Source organism: Rhodanobacter sp. UC4438_H5 (assembly GCF_052978405.1).
Genome location: NZ_CM129672.1, coordinates 2,027,409 through 2,046,650, shown reverse-complemented (window position 1 = coordinate 2,046,650; position 19,242 = coordinate 2,027,409). Strand labels below are relative to the sequence as shown.

Annotated in this window: 12 protein-coding genes and 1 riboswitch; of the genes, 7 read left to right on the top strand and 5 right to left on the bottom strand. The window is 66.8% G+C overall.

All coding sequences use genetic code 11. The features are described 5' to 3' along the window. Positions 1-85 precede the first annotated feature (85 nt). From glyA to ribD, 3 genes are all read left to right on the top strand, one after another. On the top strand, positions 86-1,339 hold the full coding sequence (gene glyA / locus ACVCL9_RS09735) for a serine hydroxymethyltransferase (protein WP_447098281.1): 1,254 nt from the start codon (positions 86-88) through the stop codon (positions 1,337-1,339). A 93-nt stretch (positions 1,340-1,432) separates the two neighbouring features. Beyond that, positions 1,433-1,942, top strand: coding sequence for a transcriptional regulator NrdR (gene nrdR / locus ACVCL9_RS09730; RefSeq protein WP_395119928.1), 510 nt, complete (start codon positions 1,433-1,435; stop codon positions 1,940-1,942). A gap of 120 nt (positions 1,943-2,062) precedes the next feature. Next, positions 2,063-3,157, top strand: coding sequence for a bifunctional diaminohydroxyphosphoribosylaminopyrimidine deaminase/5-amino-6-(5-phosphoribosylamino)uracil reductase RibD (gene ribD / locus ACVCL9_RS09725; protein WP_447099566.1), 1,095 nt, complete (start codon positions 2,063-2,065; stop codon positions 3,155-3,157). Between the two features lie 46 nt (positions 3,158-3,203). Here ribD and ACVCL9_RS09720 read toward each other — a convergent pair whose 3' ends face one another. Next, positions 3,204-4,394: a hypothetical protein gene (locus ACVCL9_RS09720; protein WP_447098283.1), complete on the bottom strand. Its 1,191-nt coding sequence runs from the start codon at positions 4,392-4,394 to the stop codon at positions 3,204-3,206. Positions 4,395-4,503: 109 nt separating this feature from the next. Continuing rightward, positions 4,504-4,678, top strand: a riboswitch (FMN riboswitch). Between the two features lie 128 nt (positions 4,679-4,806). Here ACVCL9_RS09720 and ACVCL9_RS09715 point away from each other — a divergent pair. Then, positions 4,807-5,448: a riboflavin synthase gene (locus tag ACVCL9_RS09715; protein WP_447098284.1), complete on the top strand. Its 642-nt coding sequence runs from the start codon at positions 4,807-4,809 to the stop codon at positions 5,446-5,448. Between the two features lie 132 nt (positions 5,449-5,580). Next, positions 5,581-6,672 carry a 3,4-dihydroxy-2-butanone-4-phosphate synthase gene (gene ribB, locus ACVCL9_RS09710; RefSeq protein ID WP_447098285.1) on the top strand — a complete coding sequence of 364 codons (1,092 nt, stop codon included), beginning with the start codon at positions 5,581-5,583 and terminating at the stop codon, positions 6,670-6,672. A gap of 93 nt (positions 6,673-6,765) precedes the next feature. On the opposite strand, the gene ACVCL9_RS09705 is transcribed toward ribB, so the two are convergent. Continuing rightward, a complete protein-coding gene (locus tag ACVCL9_RS09705; protein WP_447098286.1) occupies positions 6,766-8,253 on the bottom strand; it encodes an MFS transporter in 1,488 nt (495 codons plus the stop codon). After that, the gene (locus ACVCL9_RS09700; protein ID WP_447098287.1) at positions 8,250-10,442 is read right to left on the bottom strand and encodes a Six-hairpin glycosidase-like protein; all 2,193 of its coding nucleotides are present in this window, start codon (positions 10,440-10,442) and stop codon (positions 8,250-8,252) included. Before ACVCL9_RS09700 ends, ACVCL9_RS09705 begins: the two co-directional genes overlap by 4 nt. A 303-nt stretch (positions 10,443-10,745) precedes the next feature. On the opposite strand from ACVCL9_RS09700, the gene ACVCL9_RS09695 reads away from it, so the two are divergent. Beyond that, positions 10,746-11,759: a LacI family DNA-binding transcriptional regulator gene (locus tag ACVCL9_RS09695; protein ID WP_395119919.1), complete on the top strand. Its 1,014-nt coding sequence runs from the start codon at positions 10,746-10,748 to the stop codon at positions 11,757-11,759. 114 nt (positions 11,760-11,873) lie between these two features. After that, a complete protein-coding gene (locus ACVCL9_RS09690) occupies positions 11,874-14,432 on the top strand; it encodes a glycoside hydrolase family 3 N-terminal domain-containing protein (protein ID WP_447098288.1) in 2,559 nt (852 codons plus the stop codon). 280 nt (positions 14,433-14,712) lie between these two features. On the opposite strand, the gene ACVCL9_RS09685 is transcribed toward ACVCL9_RS09690, so the two are convergent. Together ACVCL9_RS09685 and ACVCL9_RS09680 are read right to left on the bottom strand one after the other, a co-directional pair. Beyond that, positions 14,713-16,077 carry a hypothetical protein gene (locus tag ACVCL9_RS09685; protein WP_447098289.1) on the bottom strand — a complete coding sequence of 455 codons (1,365 nt, stop codon included), beginning with the start codon at positions 16,075-16,077 and terminating at the stop codon, positions 14,713-14,715. A 637-nt stretch (positions 16,078-16,714) separates the two neighbouring features. Then, on the bottom strand, positions 16,715-19,135 hold the full coding sequence (locus tag ACVCL9_RS09680) for a TonB-dependent receptor (protein WP_447098290.1): 2,421 nt from the start codon (positions 19,133-19,135) through the stop codon (positions 16,715-16,717). Positions 19,136-19,242: the final 107 nt, after the last annotated feature.

Sequence of the window (19,242 nt, the reverse complement as noted above, 5' to 3'; positions counted from 1 at the left end):
CCGGGTCGGCGGCGTGTCGGTGGCCGGAAATGCCGGCCGGGGCTACAATTTCCGACTTGCCCACCCGCCATTTCACGAGGCCAGAATGTTCCCCAAGGACTGCACGATTGCCGGTTACGACGACGAACTGGCCCAGGCCATCGCCCACGAGGGCCAGCGCCAGGAAGATCACGTCGAGCTGATCGCCTCGGAAAACTACGCCAGCCCGCGGGTGATGGAAGCGCAGGGCTCCAAGCTCACCAACAAGTATGCCGAGGGCTATCCCGGCAAGCGCTACTACGGCGGCTGCGAGTACGTGGACGTGGCCGAGAAGCTGGCGATCGAGCGGCTCAAGCAGCTCTTCGACTGCGACTACGCCAACGTGCAGCCGCACTCCGGTTCGCAGGCGAACCAGGCGGTGTACCTGGCGCTGCTGCAGCCGGGCGACACCATCCTGGGCATGTCGCTCGCGCATGGCGGCCATCTCACCCACGGCGCCAAGGTCAACATCTCCGGCAAGCTGTTCAACGCGGTGCAGTATGGCGTCGACGAGAACGGCCTGATCGACTACGACGAGTTGCAGCGCCTGGCCACCGAACACCGGCCGAAGATGCTGGTCGGCGGCTTCAGCGCCTACTCGCAGGTGGTCGACTGGGCGCGCATGCGCCGGATCGCCGATTCGGTCGGCGCGCTGTTCTTCGTCGACATGGCCCACGTCGCCGGCCTGGTCGCCGCCGGCGTCTATCCGAGCCCGCTGCCGCACGCGCACGTGGTCACCTCGACCACCCACAAGACCCTGCGCGGCCCGCGCGGCGGCATCATCGTGAGCAGGGGCGCGGGCGAGGAGATCGAGAAGAAGCTGCAGTCGATCGTGTTCCCCGGCATCCAGGGCGGCCCGCTGATGCACGTGATCGCGGCCAAGGCGGTGGCGTTCAAGGAAGCGCTGGAACCGGCGTTCAAGGAGTACCAGACGCAGGTGGTGAAGAACGCCAAGGCAATGGCGAAGACCTTCATCGAACGCGGCTACAAGATCGTCTCCGGCGGCACCGAGAACCACCTGATGCTGGTCGACATGATCGGCAAGCCGATCACCGGCAAGGACGCCGAGGCCGCGCTGGGCAAGGCGCACATCACGGTCAACAAGAACGCCGTGCCGAACGACCCGCAAAAGCCCTTCGTCACCTCCGGCCTGCGCGTAGGCACCCCCGCCGCCACCACCCGCGGTTACAAGGAAGCCGACTGCGTGGCCCTGGCCGGCTGGATCTGCGACGTGCTCGACGCCCCGAACGACGCCGCCGTGATCGCCCGCGTGCGCGACGCGGTGACGGCGCAGTGCCGCAAATTCCCGGTCTACGGCTGAGCGAGAAGTGGGTGAAGAGGAGTGAGAGGTGAGAGATAGTCGGCGTTGATGCTGTTCTCTCGTTACTCACTTCTCTACCCTCATTCCTGACCCATGCATTGCCCCTTCTGCCAGCACGAAGACACGCGCGTGATCGACTCGCGCCTGACCGAGGACGGTTCGACCGTGCGGCGGCGGCGCGAGTGTCCGCAGTGCGGCGAGCGCTTCAACACGTTCGAGACGGCCGAGCTGAAGTTGCCGGCGATCGTGAAGAGCGGCGAGCGGCGCGAGACCTTCGACGAGCGCAAGTTGCGGGTGAGTTTCGAGCGGGCGTTGCAGAAGCGGCCGGTGGCCAGTGATGCGGTGGACGCGGCGGTGCGGGCGATCGTCAACGACCTGCGCCGCAGCGGCGAACGCGAGGTGCCTTCGCGCCAGGTCGGCGAGCTGGTGATGCGCGAGCTGAAGAACCTCGACCAGGTCGCCTACGTGCGTTTCGCCTCGGTCTACCGCAAGTTCGAGGACGTGCACGCGTTCCGCGAGGAGATCGAGAAGCTGGAACGCGACCTGCCGGGCCTGTCCGATCTGCAGCTTCCCCTGCTCGGTGGCGGTACGCGCAAACCGTAGGAGCCCGCTGGCGGGCGATGCTCCCGTTTCTCCGATTCCCCAATTCACCGTCCCGAGCTTGTCGAAAGGCCGATTCCCGGCCAAGAGCATCGCCCGCCAGCGGGCCCGTACAATCGACGCATGGCATTTTCAGGCACTGACCACCTCCACATGGCGCACGCGCTGCGCCTGGCCGAGCGCGGCCTGTACACCACCCAGCCGAATCCGCGCGTGGGCTGCGTGATCGCGCATGGCGACGAGGTGATCGGTACCGGCTTTCATCAGCGCGCCGGCGAGCCGCACGCGGAGGTACATGCGTTGCGCGAGGCGGGCGCGCGGGCGCGGGGCGCCACCGCCTACGTGACCCTGGAGCCGTGCGCACACCATGGACGTACGCCGCCATGCGCCGATGCGCTGGTGGCTGCCGGCGTGGCGCGGGTGGTGATTGCCGCGGAAGATCCGTTTCCGCAGGTGGCCGGTCGCGGTATCGACAAGTTGCGCGCCGCCGGCGTTGCGGTCGAAACCGGCCTGCTGCGCAGGCCGGCGCGCGAGTTGAACTGCGGCTTCCTCGGCCGTCTCGAACGCGGCCGCCCGTTCGTGCGGGTGAAGCTGGCGATGAGCCTGGACGGGCGCACCGCACTGGCCAGTGGCGAGTCGAAGTGGATCACCGGCGATGCGGCGCGCCTGGACGTGCAGCGCTGGCGCGCGCGCAGCTCGGCAATCCTCACCGGCAGTGGCACGGTGCTGGCGGACGATCCGCGATTCACCGTCCGGTTGCCGCAGGACGAGGAGTTCATGCCGCCGCTGCGCGTGCTGCTGGATCGCCAACTGCGCACGCCCGCCGGCAGCCATGTGCTGGACGGCGCGGCGCCGACGCTGGTCCTGCATGGCGCTGCGGCAACGTGCGCAGACGATCGCTTTGCCCGGGCGGAACGCCTTGCGGTGGCGACACGAGACCACGGACTCGACCTGCCCGCCGTGCTCGCCCTGCTGGCCGGACGCGGCTGCAACGAGGTGCACGTCGAAGCCGGCCCGACCCTGTGCGGTGCGCTGTTCGCGGCCGGCCTGGTCGACGAACTGCTGCTCTATGTCGCGCCCTTGCTGCTGGGCGACAGCGCGCGGTCGCTGCTGCAGTTGCCGTCGCTGGCCGACATGGCATCGCGCTGGCAGTTGCAGGTGGTCGACCAGCGCATGCTCGGTCCGGATATCCGCTTGCGCCTGCGCCCGCCGGCCTGACGCGCTCACGCACGTCGCCCGCTCGCCAACATGCGCACAGCGTCACTCAGGGCAAGCCGGGCCGGAGCCGCCCCGGGTGCCGGCGCACCGTCTCCCACGGCAGCACCGACCAGTCGTCGTTGGCTTCGCACACGCGCGCGGCGCGAGCGTAGGAGGGGCCGATGAACAAGCCCTTCGGTGTCATGTGCCAGCTCACGAACTGCCACACGCCGGGGTCGTCGTAGCCGCAATCGTCTTCGCCGCCGGTGGCCGTCGTCTCCTGCGGATAGAGCTGCCGCCATTGACGCGCCAGCCAGGGCGCCAGGTGCTGCTCGCGGTAATCCGACCACGCCTCGAAGCTGGCCGAGCCGGGTGCGGGGTTGCCGTCGGCGTCTGTGGCGTAGTGCAGCGGCTTGCCCTTGCCCAGCCACAGGATGTCTTCCAGCTCCAGCGTCCGGGCGGTGTGTGCGTCGAGGTTGATCGCCGCATCGCCGAAGTCCGGATGGGCGCCGCCGCAGTAGTAATTGGTGAACACGCTGACGCTGACGAGGTTCGCCGTGAGCAGGCGCGGCGTCACCGTCTGCTCGTAATCGCCTTCGTTGAAGTGGTTGAACATGCAGTCGTAGTAGCTGCCGGTTTCCCGCCACATCCGGTCCATCAGCACCTGGTTGATGCGCGCAAGCTCGGCGGGCGGGTACCCGTCCAGGATCTCGAAGAACGCGATGCCGGCGTCGGGCACGCGCCACCACTGCAGGGCATGGCCCATGAAGGTTTCGCGCTGGCCGGCCTGTGGCTTGAGGCCGGCCAGGCGCAGGTAGTCGTAGCGGTCGCTCGCATGGAGCTGCTTCAGCCAGGGCGGCGTATCGGCGGGGGGCGGCGCCACCGTGGCCGGGTGCAGGGCGACCGGCAGGGTCGTTCCCTTGTCGTCCTGCCATTGGCCGCGCCAGCCACCGTCGGCTTGCCGGTCCAGCGCGATGCGCGGGCCGTTGGCGTCGGCGTCCCAGCCTTCGCGCAGTTGCAGGTGACCGTTGCTGGCCGGCGCGCCCGACAAGGCGATGTCGCGGTGGTGGCGCACGTAGAAGTAGCGGCCGGCCGTGGCGGCGTCGTCGCCGGGGGTGAGTTGCAGCACGATGGCCTGCCGGCCCAGCGTGCCGGTGTAGACGTCGGCCGGCGCCTCGCCGGCGCGCGCGTGGGCCAGCCAGAACATGGCCGGCAGGATGGCGAGCCACGTCGACCAGTCGCGTCGATGCTTGCGCATGGAAACCTCCTTGGCAGGGACGGACATGATGCCGCAGCGGGCGGGCAAACGGCTGGCGCGCGAGTGGCGCATGGCGGGCGTGTTAGAATCCGGCGGCCGGTTCATCGGCAAACGTCTTCAGGGCGGGGCGAAATTCCCCACCGGCGGTAGGTTCCTCGGAACGAGCCCGCGAGCGCTCCCGGCAGCATCGGGAGGTCAGCAGATCCGGTCCGATGCCGGAGCCGACGGTCCAGGTTGTTCCGGTTCGCCGGTGCGGCCCACAGTCCGGATGAAAGAAGACGGCCAGGCGGATGGCAGCGATGCCATGCGTCTGCCTCATGCCTTGGGGCGTTCTCGCTTTCCGACGCGGAGAACGTTTCATGCCTGTCATCGTTTCAGTCTCGCTTGCCATCTCCCCCCGGGAGGTGTGCTGATGTTCACCGGCATCATCCAGACCGTGGGACGCGTTGTGCGACTCGAACCGCGCGGCGGTGACGTGCGCCTGCACGTCGATACCGCCGACCTCGACCTCACCGACGTGCAGCTCGGCGACTCGATCGCCGTCTCCGGCGTGTGTCTCACTGCGATCACGCTGGATGCGCGCGGCTTCAGCGCCGATGTTTCCAACGAGACGCTGTCGCTGACGTCGCTGGGCCAGTTGAAGCCCGGCGATCCGGTGAATCTCGAAAAGGCACTGCGCGTGGCCGACCGGCTCGGTGGGCATCTGGTCTCCGGCCATGTCGACGGGCTGGGCAGGGTGGTCTCGATCACGCCCGATGGCCGCTCGCAGCGCTGGACGTTCGAAGTGCCCGCCGCCCTGTCGCGCTACATCGCCGCGAAAGGCTCGATCTGCATCGACGGCACCAGCCTCACCGTCAACGAAGTCGCCGGCCATCGCTTCGGCGTCAACCTGATCCCGCACACGGTCGAGCACACGGCGTTCCACGCGCGCCGCGCGGGTGATGCGGTGAACATCGAGGTGGACGTGATTGCACGCTATGTCGAGCGCCTGCTGGCCAGCGGCGAGGCGCCGAAGCTGGACGAGGCGTTCTTGAAACAGCACGGCTTTGCCTGAAGGCGAGAAGTGAGTGGGGAGGAGTGAGAAGTGAGAGAGAGCCGCAGCTTCGAGATGCCTTCTCTCACTTCTCACTCCTCTCCACTCACTCCCTGTCACTGCGATCAAATCAAAATTCCCCAGGACGTCCCCATGCCCTTCAACACCATCCCCGAAATCCTCGAAGACATCCGCGCCGGCCGCATGGTCGTGATCCTCGACGACGAGGACCGCGAGAACGAGGGTGACCTGATCATGGCCGCGCAGATGGTGCGGCCGGAAGACGTGAACTTCATGGTGCGCGAGGCGCGCGGCCTGCTGTGCCTCACGCTCACCGAGCAGCGCACGCGCCAGCTCGGGCTGCGGCCGATGGTGAGCGACAACACCTCGGTCTACCACACCAATTTCACCGTCTCGATCGAGGCGGCCGAGGGCGTCACCACCGGCATTTCGGCGCACGACCGCGCGCGCACCATCCAGGTGGCGGTGAAGTCCGATGCGAAGCCACAGGACCTGGCCCAGCCCGGCCACGTCTTTCCGCTCACCGCGCAACCGGGCGGCGTGCTGACCCGCGCCGGCCACACGGAGGCCGGCTGCGACCTGGCCGCGCTGGCCGGGTTGGAGCCGTCGGCGGTGCTGATCGAAGTGCTGCATGAAGACGGCTCGATGGCGCGTCGTCCCGAATTGGAAGTCTTTGCGGCCAGGCACGGCTTGAAGATCGGCTCGATCGCCGACCTGATCCGTTACCGGCTGGAAACCGAAAAGACCGTGCAGCGCGTACACGAGGAATCGGTGGAGACCGAGTTCGGCCCGTTCCGGCTGGTGGCGTACCGCGACGTGATCCGTCGCGGCCTGCACTACGCGCTGGTGCGCGGCACCGTGGACGACGGCTCGCCGGTGCTCTCGCGCGTGCACGTGCGCAATACCTTGTCCGACGTGCTGCATCTCAAGCGCGACGACCTCGGCCTCACCGTCACTTCGGCCTTGCGCCGCATCGCCGACGAGGGTCGCGGCGTGCTGCTGGTGCTCTCCGGCGAGGACACGCCGGAGGCCCTGCTCGCGCGGTTGCAGGGCAAGCCGGCGGCGCAGGCGCCGGAGGATGCGCAGCAGCAGGAGTGGCGCCAGCTTGGCCTCGGCGCGCAGATGCTGGCCGACCTCGGCGTGCACCGCCTGCGCGTGTTGGGTACGCCGCGCAAACTGGTGGGACTGGGCGGCTTCGGGCTTGAGGTGGTCGAGTACGTCTGACCCTTCCGACTCTCCGTGCAGGAGCCCGCTCGCGGGCGATAGCTCTTGCTCTTGCATATCCCGACTTCGAGAGCATCGCCCGCGAGCGGGCTCCTACGGGGCGGGCGAAGGCTTTCCGTCATCGATGGCGGGCTCGCGCACGCGCAGGGTGAACAGGCCGGCCACGAACAGGCTGGCACCGCCCAGCGCCAGCGCGTAGATCGGCTCGTCGTGGAAGCACAACCGCAGCAGCAGGCCGAGCACGCTGGCCGCCATCAGCTGCGGGATCACGATGAAGAAATTGAAGATGCCCATGTACACGCCCATCTTCTGCGCGGGCAGGTTGTCCGACAGCATCGCGTAGGGCAGCGACAGGATCGAGGCCCACGCCACGCCCACGCCGACCATCGACAGCAGCAGCCAGTCCGGGTCGCGAATGAACAGGAACGAGAGCAGCCCCGCGCCGCCCAGCCACAGGTTGACCAGGTGGCTCCAGCGCAGGCCGATGCGGCGCACCAGCAGCGGGATCGCGATCGCCGCCAGCGCGGCGAAGCCGTTGTACGCACCCATCAGCACGCCGACCCAGTTGGCGCCGGTGTTGTAGGCCACCGAATGCGGGTCGCTGCTGCCGAACTGCACGGCGGTTACCGCCGGGGTGGTGAAGATCCACATCGCGAACAGCGCGAACCACGAGAAGAACTGCACGATGGCGAGCCGCCGCATCGCATCCGGCATGCTGTAGAGATCGCCCATCACCTCGCGCAGCATGCCCTCTGTGCGGCTGAAGGCAAGCCAGGCGAACAGCGCGCCGAACACCAGCAGGCCGCCGGCCAGCACGTAGAGTTCCTTTTCGAGCGAGAAGTGCCGGATGGCCAGCCATACCAGCAGGCCGCCGACGATCAGCAGCAGGCCGGGCCGCCACGCGCGCGAGGCGTCCACGGGCATGGGCCTGGCGTCGTCGTCGAATTCGCGCAACTGCTCGGGCGGGTACTCCCGCGTGGAGAGCACGGTCCACAGCACCGTACCCATCAGCAGGGCGCCGCCGGCGTAGAAGGCGTATTTGACCGTGTCCGGAATCGCGCCATCCGGGGCGACGTTGCTGACGCCGACCTTGGTCAGCAGCCACGGCATCAGCGACGCCACTACCGCACCCACGCCGATGAACACGCTTTGCATGGAGAAGCCGCGCGGGCGCTGGTGCTCCGGCAACTGGTCGCCGACGAAGGCGCGGAACGGCTCCATCGACACGTTGAACGAGGCGTCCATGATCCACAGCAGCCCTGCAGCCACCCACAGCGTGGGTGAGTTCGGCATCGCCAGCAGGGCCAGCGTGGCGAGGATCGCGCCGGCCAGGAAATACGGCCGGCGACGGCCGAGCCGGTTCCAGGTGCGGTCGGAGTAGTGGCCGATGATCGGCTGCACGATCAGCCCGGTGAGCGGTGCGGCCACCCACAGGATCGGGATGTCGTTCACCTCGGCGCCGAGCGTCTGGAAGATCCGGCTGACGTTGGCGTTCTGCAATGCGAAGCCGAACTGGATGCCCAGGAAGCCGAAACACATGTTCCAGATCTGCCAGAACGACAGCTCGGGTTTCCTGCTCATGGGGTACGGGTTCCGTCCGCCAGCGGCGCAATGTGCAGGTCGTCGACCTCGGCCTGGTTCAACGGCCCGTCGATGCCGCCGGTACCGCCCGTGTAGTGCGCGAAGTGCTGCAGGTAGCTCATGTTGAGACCGTCCTCCAGCGCGAACGTGCAGCGCGCCTTGTCGGTGGCGCTGAAGCGGCCATGGGTGGATGGCTGGGTGGCCACGCTGTGCGGCATCACCAGCGGCACGCGCTGCGTGTCGCTGCCATCGCAGTTGATGAGCAGCCATTTCACCGCGGCGGTGACGCCGGTGTTGATCGGGCCGTTGGCGTTGCGGTAATCCGCCCACACGCGATAGCTGCCGGTGGCGGGCGCGATCCAGTGGCGCGGCCAGTCGCCGCCGGCCTGATCGACCGGGCCGACGCAGGTCGCCGGGCTGGGCAGGGATTCCAGGCCATGCGCATCGACGCGGGTGGCGCGCACGCAGGCGAGATCCTCGGTGCGGGCGAGCGTGCCGTGGCCGTCGATGGCACCGGCGCGCCGCCCGTTGACGTAGAGCTGCAGCTTCCCGTCGCCGTTGACGATCCAGCGATCGCCGTCGGCGGCCAGCGTCGGCGCGGCCGGGGCGATCGGCGCGTACAGCGGGGCGTCCATGCGCAGCGGCGGTGCGTCGGCCCGGATCGCCTTCAACGTCACGGTGGCATGCGTGCCTTGCGTGCGGATGCGATCGGCGACCAGCAGGTTGCCGTCACGCTTGGCCGGCAATTGCAGCGTGATCCGGCGACCGGGCAGGTCCAGGCTGATGGCGTTGCGCGCGCCGAACAGCATCGGCACCAGCGAGACAGGCAGCTTCGGTTGCACGCGGCCGTCTTCCTCCACGCCGAAAACGCCCTCGGTCACCACGTCCAGGTACGCCGCCACCGACCACAGCTGGCGCGGCGAATTGACCACCGGGCCGCTGAGCTTGCCCTCGTCCACGTGCTGGCCCTGGGTCAGCAGCTCGTAGTTTTCCATGTTGGAGCCGACCAGCGCCGCGCCGCGCATCACCGAGGTGATCTCGTGGGCGATGCGCGCCGGGTCGTTGACCGTGCGTGCGGCGCGCAGCGCGTAGGCGCTGACGAACGGCCAGATCGCGCGGTTGTGATAGATCGGCTGGTCGCTGCGTTCGGGCCAGATCACCGGGCTGCCGGCCGGCCAGCTCGGATAGTTCTCCAGGGTCTGGCGCGCGCGCTCGCCGTCGGCCACTCCGCTGGCGATCGCCAGCGAGATGCCGAGCAGGTCGTAGCTGTCCACCGGCGTGCCGTCGCCACCGATGTAGCTCATGTACATGCCGCGGTCGGCGCGCCAGAAGTGCAGGTTGATCGCCTGCTTCAGCGCCGCGGCCTGGGTGCGGTAGGTGTTCCTGGCGGTAGCCTGGTGATCGGCGCCGGCCTGCGCGGCGGCCAGTTGCAACGCCTCGTAGTGCAGCACGTTGGTCGACAGCGCGAACGATTGCCCGATGAAGGTCACCTCGTTGGCGGTCCACGCCGGGTAGGTCTGTTCGCGCCAGTCCAGGAACGAGGTCTCGCCGCGGTACAAGCCGAAATTGGCGTCGAACGCGTATTGCCGGTCCTGCGCCAGGGTGTCGCGCAGGGCCGTGCGCATCTTGTCGGCGAACGCGGCATCGTCCTGCAGGTGCCGCGCGGCGAGGAACCACACCACGCGATCCGTGCTGATCGGCCAGCTGCCGCCCGAGCCGGTGTCCTGCATCACGTACAGGCCCTGCGGCGCGGATGGTTCGCGCACGCCGGACAGCTTGAACTCCAGCCCGTTGCGCGCGCGGGCGCGGTCGAACCGCCACAGGCCGAGGTCGATCGCGTACGACAGGTCGCGCGTCCACACGTATGGCCACTTCAGCCCGGTCTCGAAGCAGTGGCAGGGAATCGGCGCGCCGTGGTCGAAGGCGCCGTCGCGGATCGCGCTCACCGAGTCCTGGCGCAGATCGTCCTGCGCCATCGCGTACAAGCCGTCGAACAGCGCACTGGCGGTATCGGCCTTGAACGGTTGCGGCGCAATCACCCGCTGCCCGAACGGCCAGTCCAGGGTGTAGGTGTCCTGCGCGTCACGCCGGATGCCCACGTGCACGCCGTGCCAGTCCAGCCCGTCATGCCATGCGGGCGCTTCCAGCGGCGCGCTGGCCATGGCGGCAGCCAGCATCAGGCCCAGCATGGCGAGAGCCTGGAAGTGTGGCGAGGGGTCATGCGGCTCATGTGCTGGATTCTCCGACAGGTGTTATGTCACGGCCGCGCCCGGCCTGCACGTTGCGAGTGCAGCATCCACGGCACCCAACCGGCCCGGCCATCCGGCATGGTAGGCAGCCGCGCGCGCCGACGACTACCCGATGCATACGTATTCATGCCCTGGCCGCGCCGGGTCCGGGCGGCTGCCGACCGCCGGTCGCGGCGGTTCTTGTAAACGGGCCGGCGCTGACCGCATAGTTGAGCGCAGGCGCGGCAACACTTGGATCAAGGCATGCGGGTAAGGCTGGAAGACGTTGCACGCCGCGCGGGCGTTTCGCCCAAGACGGTGTCGCGCGTGCTCAACGACGAGGCCAACGTCAGCGACGCCACGCGCAAGCGCGTGACCGAGGCGATGGAGGCGATGGATTACCGGCCGCTGTCGTCGGCACGCAGCCTGGCCGGCAATCGTTCGTTCCTGGTGGCGATGCTGTACGACAACAACGACAATCCCGCCTCGACCTACCTGGCCGAGATCCAGGATGGCGTGCTCGAGGCCTGCGACGCGCACCGCTACAACATGATGGTGCGGCCGCTGCGCATGCGCGGCGAGGACTTCGTGCGCCGGCTCGATGCGGTGATCTCCGACCATCATCCCGACGGCATCGTGCTGACCCCGCCGATCACCGACTACGCACCGCTGCTCAAGCGCCTGCGCGAACGCCAGGTGCCGTTCGCCAGCGTGTCGCCGGTGTCGCGGGAGAACAACATCGGCGTGGCGATGGACGAGCAACTCGCCGCGCGCACGATGGTCGAGCACCTGCTGTCGCTTGGACACCGGCGGATCGCGCACGTCTCGGGTATTGCCGACCACGGCGCCAGCAGGTGGCGACTGGCCGGCTACCGCGAGGCGATGGCCGCCGCCGGCCTGGTCGAGGACCCGGCACTGGTGGTGCAGGGTGCCTTCACCTTCGCCTCGGGGGTGGCCGCGGCGCGGCAGTTGTTCGCGCTGAAGAAACGTCCGACCGCGGTGTTCGCGGCCAATGACGACATGGCCAGCGGCGTGATGTGGGTGGCCAACGAGCGGGGCATGAAGGTGCCGCAGGACATTTCCGTGTGCGGCTTCGACGACATCCCGCTGGCCAGCCAGCTGTGGCCGGCACTGACCACGATTCGCCAGCCCAGCCGCGAGATGGGCAAGGTCGCCGCCCTGCAATTGCTGGAAGTATTGCGCGGTCGCGGACCAGGGCGGCTGGTGGAGATGCCGTTCTCGCTGGAAGTCCGCGACTCGACCGCCAGCCCCGCCTGAATTGGCCGCCGCGAGCCCGCTCCGCGGCGATGTTGCCCTGCAAATTGACAGCGCTGTCAATTGTGTCACGCTGCGGCTTCCGCGCCTTGCGCGCGAGCCAGCCTGGAGCCTCACGTGCCACAGTCCTTTCGCCCGATCCGGGGCCTGTCCTGCCGTCTTGTGGTCGTTTCGATCGCTGGCACCTTGCTCGTTGCCGTGCCGGCCCATGCCGTCAGCCCCTCGACCACCGTGCATCCGCAGCTGTGGCCCAGGGTGAGCTCGCCGTTGCCGGCCGACCCCGCGCTGGACGCACGGGTGAAGGCGTTGCTGGATCGCATGTCGGTGGAGGACAAGGTCGGCCAGATGATCCAGGCCGACATCAAGTACGTGACGCCGGAGGACGTGCGCCAGTACCGCCTCGGCTCGATCCTGGCCGGCGGCAATTCCGGCCCCGACGGTGGCGAGTACGGCACCGCGGCGCAGTGGAAGAAGCTGGCCGACGCGTTCCATCGCGCCTCGCTGGAGCGCTCCGACGGGCGCCCCGCGATCCCCGTGCTGTTCGGCATCGACGCCGTGCACGGTCACAACAACCTGGTCGGCAGCACGCTGTTTCCGCAGAACGTGGGCCTGGGCGCCACGCGCGATCCCGAACTGCTGCGCGACATCGGCAAGGTCACCGCGCGGGAGCTGCGCGCCAGCGGCATCAACTGGACCTTCGCCCCCACCCTGACCGTGCCGCGCGACAGTCGCTGGGGCCGCGCCTACGAGGGCTATTCGGAAAACCCGACACTGGTGGCGGCATACGCCTCGCAGATCGTGACCGGGCTGGAGGGCGCGGTCGGCACGCCGCAGTTCCTCGATGCGAATCACGTGATCGCCACCGCCAAGCATTTCATTGGCGACGGCGGCACCAGGGACGGCAAGGACCAGGGCGACGCGGAAGTCAGCGAGGCGGTGCTGCGCGACGTGCATGGCGCGGGCTATCCGCCGGCCATCCGCGCCGGCGTGCAGGTGGTGATGGTGTCCTTCTCCAGCTGGAACGGGGTGAAGATGGCCGGCAACAAGGCGCTGATCACCGACGTGCTGAAAAAGCGCATGGGTTTCGACGGCATCGTGCTGGGCGACTGGAACGCGCATGGCCAGGTGCCCGGCTGCACCAACGAGGATTGCGCCGCCGCCTACAACGCCGGCCTGGACATGCTGGAGGCGCCCGATTCCTGGAAGGGGCTGTACCGCAACACGCTGGCCGAGGTGAAGTCCGGCGCGATCCCGATGAGCCGCGTGGACGACGCGGTCAGCCGCATCCTGCGGGTGAAGATGCGCCTGGGCATGTTCAAGCAAGGCTTGCCCAGCCAAAATCCGCTGGCCCGCTCATCGGCGCAGGTGATCGGCAGCGCCGCGCATCGGGCCGTGGCGCGGCGCGCCGTGCGCGAGTCGCTGGTGCTGCTGAAGAACAACCACGCCCTGCTGCCGCTGGACCCGCGCAAGCGCATCCTGGTCGCCGGCGATGGCGCGGACAACATCTCCAAGCAGAACGGTGGCTGGACCCTGACCTGGCAAGGCACCGGCCTCACCAACGCGAACTTCCCCGGCGCGACCTCGATCTGGGCCGGCATCGATGCGCAGGTGCGTGCCGCGGGCGGCACGGCGGTGCTGTCGGTCGACGGCAGTTACAGGCAGAAGCCCGACGCCGCCATCGTGGTGTTCGGCGAGGATCCCTATGCCGAGTTCCAGGGCGACCTGCCCAACCTTGCCTACAAGCCCGGAAACGATCACGACCTCGACCTGCTGCGCCGCCTGCATGATCGGGGCGTTCCGGTGGTGGCCCTGTTCATCACCGGCCGGCCGTTGTGGATGAATCGCGAGATCAACGCCTCCGATGCTTTCGTGGTGGCATGGCTGCCCGGCAGCGAGGGCGAGGGCATCGCCGACGTGCTGCTGCGCAAGCGCGACGGCTCGATCGACTACGACTTCCACGGCAAGCTGCCCTATTCGTGGCCGCGCACGGCGATCCAGACACCGCTCAACGTGGGACAGCCGGATTACCACCCGCAATTCCCCTATGGCTATGGCCTGAGCTATGCCGATCACCGCGAGCTGGGCACCTTGCCGGAGCAGGCCGGCGTGGCGCTGGATGACGAGCGCGCCGGGGTGTACTTCGTGCGCGGCCAGGCGGCGCACGGTTTCGCCTTGCAACTGACGGCCGCCAACGGCGAAAGCGACACCGTATCGTCGGCGCCTGCCGCCACCGGCGACGGCAGCCTGCAAGTGGCCGCCCTCGACTACAAGGCGCAGGAAGACGCGCGACGCTTGAGCTGGTCCGCTGCCGGCACGGCGACCGCCGCGCTGGCGAGCAGCTCGCCGCTGGACCTGGATCGCCAGACCAACGGCGACGTGATGCTGGTGGCCACCCTGCGCATCGATGCGCTGTCGCCCCGCGGCACGACCCTCGGCGTCGCCTGCGGCAAGGGCTGCGGCGCCGGGGTTTCGATCGGCTCCCAACTCGCGGCGCTGCCGCGCGGGCAGTGGCTGCGTGTGGGCATTCCGCTGAAGTGCTTCCGCGATGCGGGCGCCGACATGAGCAAGCTGGATCGGCCATTCGAGTGGACCAGCAGCCGTGGCGAAAGCATTGTCCTCACCGAAGTGTCGCTGGGCACCGTGGCAGACAGGACGCTGGCCTGCAAGGCGCATTGAGAGGCGCGACTCTCGACGTCGAAAGCCCTCCCAACACGACAACATGGCGAAGGCAGCGCGAGGGCAGGGACGCCCGAATTGAGGCAACGCAGGAGCGGTGGCCCGACGCCCGAACCGAGGCAATGCCCGAAACACTTGACCGATGGCCGCACCCGGATCGGGCACGGTGCCCCTTAACCAGGATGCATCCAAACCGTCCGAAGGATGCGAGAGAGGCCGTGGCGGGCGAACGCTTGCGTTGATTCGAAAAATATTGACTTTGAGAACAACAGCGGGAACCTCACCGCGAATTTTTGAGTGGGTTCCTATGGCTGCGTGCTTGAGTCTCTACTGGCTCCAGCGTCTCTCCTTCTTGGTCTACTTGTAGACGCCACACCAATTTGCCTGTGCCAGTTTGGGAAGTCAGGCGATAGGTGTTCGGTCGGAGATACAAAATGGGTTTCTCGCCTTCCAATACAAAAAGACGATCAGCCGGAACGGCGTCCGCCGATTCCAAAATGTAGGTGGCCGATACCAGGCATGGCGCTAGCCCATTGCACACCGAGCCAGGCAGCGTGACCTTCCGCCGGAATCCGTTCAGTGATAGCCAGCTCGTCCTTGCGCCGCGCTGATTGTTCATCAGATTGAGAACCGTCACGTCCGTGCCTTTTTTATAGGCCCAATACTCCGAATTTGACGATCTGCTCATGAAAACAAATGGATATGATTTCGACCACGTGGTGCCTTCACATCCACCCCAACCATCTATCTGGTCAACGGAGGTAATTTTGTAATTTCCCATGGTTCTCAATCTGTCCGCCATCCAGCCACCGGTCTTCCAGATGTGGGAATAACCAGCTATGACGAGCAGTCGCTCATGTGGATGTTCGTCCAAGAAAGCCTTCAGGTTTCGAGCCTCCTTCTCTTCGCGATCGTCCCGCGACGAGAAGTTCCTTGGATCGTACGCAACCAAATTGAATCCAAGTTGGATCGAATGCCGGATGAGTTCGCCAAAAACCGGTTCGCGCAGATAGAACCCGGCCTGATTGGAGTCGAGCGGATAACCCCGCGTAACCAGATCTCTGTCATCGAGGGGTAAAACTGAAGCTCCTGCGACCCACCCCGGCATGTCTTTCGGGCCCGCCAAAGCCTCGAAAGCGACGTTCCGGAAGCCCGCCTTGCGCAGTATTGGAAGCATTCGGAGGATGAGTGCGCGCGTCCCAATCTCCGAGTGCGATTCGTTGATCATGAGCACCCGGGAATCGAGCGCGACGCTGGTGATAGCCTCCTTCAACGGAACAGACCGGTACCCGTCAATTGGGCAACTACGCGGTTTCGTTGCCCCGGGGAAGGATTCCCGGAAGTGGATATCTGCATCCTCATAACGGCCGTTCATTGCATCGTACATCGATAGCATCTGAGCGGCGTAATTGCGGTGCGGAGGATCGATCTCTGCATATAGATGGCGCAGAGCCATATACGTCTCGAAATTGTCGGCGGCCCCGCGAGTGAAGGCCTTCAATGAGTCATTGAATCTCTGGAAGGGAGGAGGGGCTGCGGCAGCGCCAAAACTGGCTACACACAGGAAAGCCGTCGCATAAATCGCTCTTGCGAGTGCCAGCACTCCGTCTCGATGCGTCGCGCATTTGTTATTGCGGTATGTCATGTTTTCGCTTCTCACGGTATCCGCAGACCGCTCCAAGGCGGAATCGCCCAGCAGCCGCGACAGGGCGGGCAAGATGGCCTCGCGGGCGGCACAGGGGCCAGCGCATATCTTTCATCCGGCACGTGAGATTGGTACTTCTGACGCTACGGCGCGAACAGGGACTCGCATCGGGACCCCCTTGATGAGAGCGTTCGCAAGCGCTGGCAAAGTTGTGGCATCCGACACCTGGTCCAGCCACCCGTGCGCCCTGTTGATTGCATTCCATGAATCACGATAGCCCTTGCTTGTCGACGATGAAAGTTGGGCCGACCAGCAAGTATCGCGGCATTGGAAGCCGCGATCACCTTGCAACATGTAGCGGGCGATCGCTTGCGACAGTTCCAGGACCGCGCCCGGCGTGCCGTCGATAGGGCCGGCCGACGCGCTCAATCGTGCGCTCGGGCAAGAAGCGGGCCGCATCCACATCGGCCACGGTCAGAGGAGGCAGTAGAGCTACGCTGGCTTCCATGCACTCGCATGAGGTCGCTCAGGCTGGATCACTTCGCGTTTGCAGCCGGCAAAAAAGGATGCCCCGTTGCCGGGGCATCCAGTGGCGACCGCAGGGGAGGGGCCTGTCGCCGGTGAAACGAATGGCTCCTTAGAACCAGAACCCGAACTGCACGCCGTAGGTGCGCGGCGGCAGGTACTGGGAGGTGAACGCCACGCTGCCGTCGGCGAGCAGGGTGCTGCCTGCCGCGTTGCTCTTCACCTTGCCGTCGGTGACATTCTGCACGTAGGCGTTGATGTACCACTTGTCGCCGGGCTCGGTGTAACGCAGCGAGAGATCGCCGCGCGCGTAGGCCTTCTGCTTGTCGCCTGCGCCGAAGTTGAACCAGCTGAGCCACTGGGCGCTCTGGTACTGCGCGCTGATCCGCGGCGTCAGGCGGCCGCCGCTGCCCAGCACGAAGTCGTGCTCGTAGATGGCGGTGAGCGACACGTTGGGGGCGTGCGGCAGGTCGTTGCCGGAAATGTCCATGCAGTTGTTGCTGATGGTCGACTCCGGCGGGCAGATCGTCGGCACGTAGTAGTCGTTGCTGGCGGCGTACTTCTCCGTGCCCAGCTTCTTCTCGGGGATCACCGACAGCACGAGGTTGGCGCGGTCGTTGGTCGACTGCCAGGCCAGCTCCGATTCGAAGCCGGCCACCTTGGTCTTGCCGCCGACGTTGGAGAAGCCGAGCCCGTGCGAACCATCGGGATAGGTGACCGGTGCCGACAACTGGTAGTTCTTGAACACTTCGTAATACGCGGCGCTGTTCCAGGTCAGGTGGCCGTCGAGGAACGCGAGCTTGGCGCCGATCTCGTAGTTGGTCAGCGTCTCGGGCTGGTACAGGGCACCGCCGTCCTGGGTGCCGCCGGATTTGTAGCCGGTCGATACGCTCGCGTAGATCATGCTGTTGGCGCCGACGTCATGGTTGATGCGCAGCAGCCAGGTGGGCTTGCTCTTGCTGTAGGTGGCGTCGTTGTGCTGGCTGATGGCGAAGCCGACATCGCCGGGCTGCTGGCCGGGCGAGATGGGCTGCTGCGGGTAGGCCGGGTCGTAGGCCCAGCCCCAGTTGACGCCGCCGCGGTTCTCGCGCTTGTCGTGCGACCAGCGCGCGCCGCCGGTGAGGTGCCAGCTGTCGCTCATGTTCCAGGTGGCCTGGGCGAAGGCGGCGGTGGCGGTGACCCGTTCCTCCGGCTGGATGAAGGAACCCTGCCAGCTGACGGTGCCCTGCTGGGTGCCGTTCATGATCGGGATGTCGAAGCGGATGTTGTTGTTCTCGTGCTCGTAGTACGCGCCGAGAATCCAGTCCAGCGTGTTGTCGCCGCGGGACTTGAGGTTGAACTCGTGGCTGGAGCTGAGATAGTTGGAATGGTTGGTGCGGTCTTCCTGGTACACGCCGTTGGTGGTGAAACTGGTCGGCACGTTGACGCCGCCGTCCTGGTCGAAGTCGCTCTTGCCCGAGTAGCGGTTGAAGCCCGCCACGTAGGTCAGTTCGAGGTTGTCGTTGATGACCCAGTCCATCCGGCTGCGTACCGAGTGCGAGCTGCGGTCCAGGTACGGCGCCACGTCGATCAGCGCGGACCAGAAATCCTGCCCCGCACGCGGATGCTGCATCAGGTTCATGCCCGGCGTGCCGCGATCCTTGAAGTACTCGTACGACAGATCCCACAGGAAGCTGTCGCTGGGCCGCCAGCGGGCGCTCACGCGCGCGGCGGACTGGTCCTGGGAGTTGTACTTCGGGCCCTTCTGCACGAACAGGTTGGTGTCGATCGGCCGGAAGTTGGCCGGATCGCCGCCGGAGGCGAGATAGTTGGCCTGCTGCTGCGCCAGCGTCGGGATCTGCCCCACCGGGTTCTGGTAGTCGACGTAGCCATCGTGCTGTTCGTGCACGGCGGCCACGCGCACCGCGAAGGTGTTGCTGATCGGCAGGTTCACCGCCGCGCGCACGCCGCTCTGGTTGTAGTTGCCCAGCCCGATGCTGCCGTTGCCGTAGAAACCGCCATCGATGTCGGGCTTGACGGTGTTGAAGCTGATCGCGCCGGCGGTGGAGTTGCGGCCCCACAACGTGCCCTGCGGGCCGCGCAGCACTTCCACGCTGTCCATGTCCAGCAGCAGGCTCGCGGCGGCCTCGGCACGCGGGGTGTACACGCCGTCGACGAAGGTGGCGACCTCCGGATCGGCATACTCGGTCTTGGCGCTGTCGTTGCCGATGCCGCGCAAGGTCAGCGTGACCACGCCGTGGTCGCCCTGCGAGGTGCCTTGCAGACCGGGCACCAGCTTGGTCAGGTCCTGCACGGTCATCACACGCTCTTTGTCGAGCGTGTCGCCGCCGATCGCGGTGATGGCGATCGGGGTTTTCTGCAGCGGCGTCTCGCGCTTGGTCGCGGTGACCTGGACGGCATCCAGGTTCTTGACCTTGCTGGCGGAGGGAGCTTTCTCCGTCGGCTGGCTTGCCTGCTGGCCTGCCGCGTGGACCGCGGCCGATGCAAATACAGCGGTCACGGCGATGTACAGCGCGGAATAGCGAAGTTTCATGGTCTCCCTCTCCCCAATATCGTGAGCTTGCGGTAGGCTGATTGATAGCGCTGTCAACTTCAATATGACAGCGCTGTCAATTCGGATGCTACTGCGAATATCGCGAA

Excerpts from the sequence above, each read along its gene's own strand:
- ACVCL9_RS09680 (WP_447098290.1), bottom strand. The coding sequence starts at position 19,135 with ATGAAACTTCGCTATTCCGCGCTGTACATCGCCGTGACCGCTGTATTT.
- nrdR (WP_395119928.1), top strand. The coding sequence starts at position 1,433 with ATGCATTGCCCCTTCTGCCAGCACGAAGACACGCGCGTGATCGACTCG.
- ACVCL9_RS09705 (WP_447098286.1), bottom strand. The coding sequence starts at position 8,253 with ATGAGCAGGAAACCCGAGCTGTCGTTCTGGCAGATCTGGAACATGTGT.
- ACVCL9_RS09715 (WP_447098284.1), top strand. The coding sequence starts at position 4,807 with ATGTTCACCGGCATCATCCAGACCGTGGGACGCGTTGTGCGACTCGAA.
- ACVCL9_RS09700 (WP_447098287.1), bottom strand. The coding sequence starts at position 10,442 with ATGCTGGGCCTGATGCTGGCTGCCGCCATGGCCAGCGCGCCGCTGGAA.
- ribB (WP_447098285.1), top strand. The coding sequence starts at position 5,581 with ATGCCCTTCAACACCATCCCCGAAATCCTCGAAGACATCCGCGCCGGC.
- ACVCL9_RS09695 (WP_395119919.1), top strand. The coding sequence starts at position 10,746 with ATGCGGGTAAGGCTGGAAGACGTTGCACGCCGCGCGGGCGTTTCGCCC.
- ACVCL9_RS09720 (WP_447098283.1), bottom strand. The coding sequence starts at position 4,394 with ATGCGCAAGCATCGACGCGACTGGTCGACGTGGCTCGCCATCCTGCCG.
- glyA (WP_447098281.1), top strand. The coding sequence starts at position 86 with ATGTTCCCCAAGGACTGCACGATTGCCGGTTACGACGACGAACTGGCC.
- ACVCL9_RS09685 (WP_447098289.1), bottom strand. The coding sequence starts at position 16,077 with ATGACATACCGCAATAACAAATGCGCGACGCATCGAGACGGAGTGCTG.
- ribD (WP_447099566.1), top strand. The coding sequence starts at position 2,063 with ATGGCATTTTCAGGCACTGACCACCTCCACATGGCGCACGCGCTGCGC.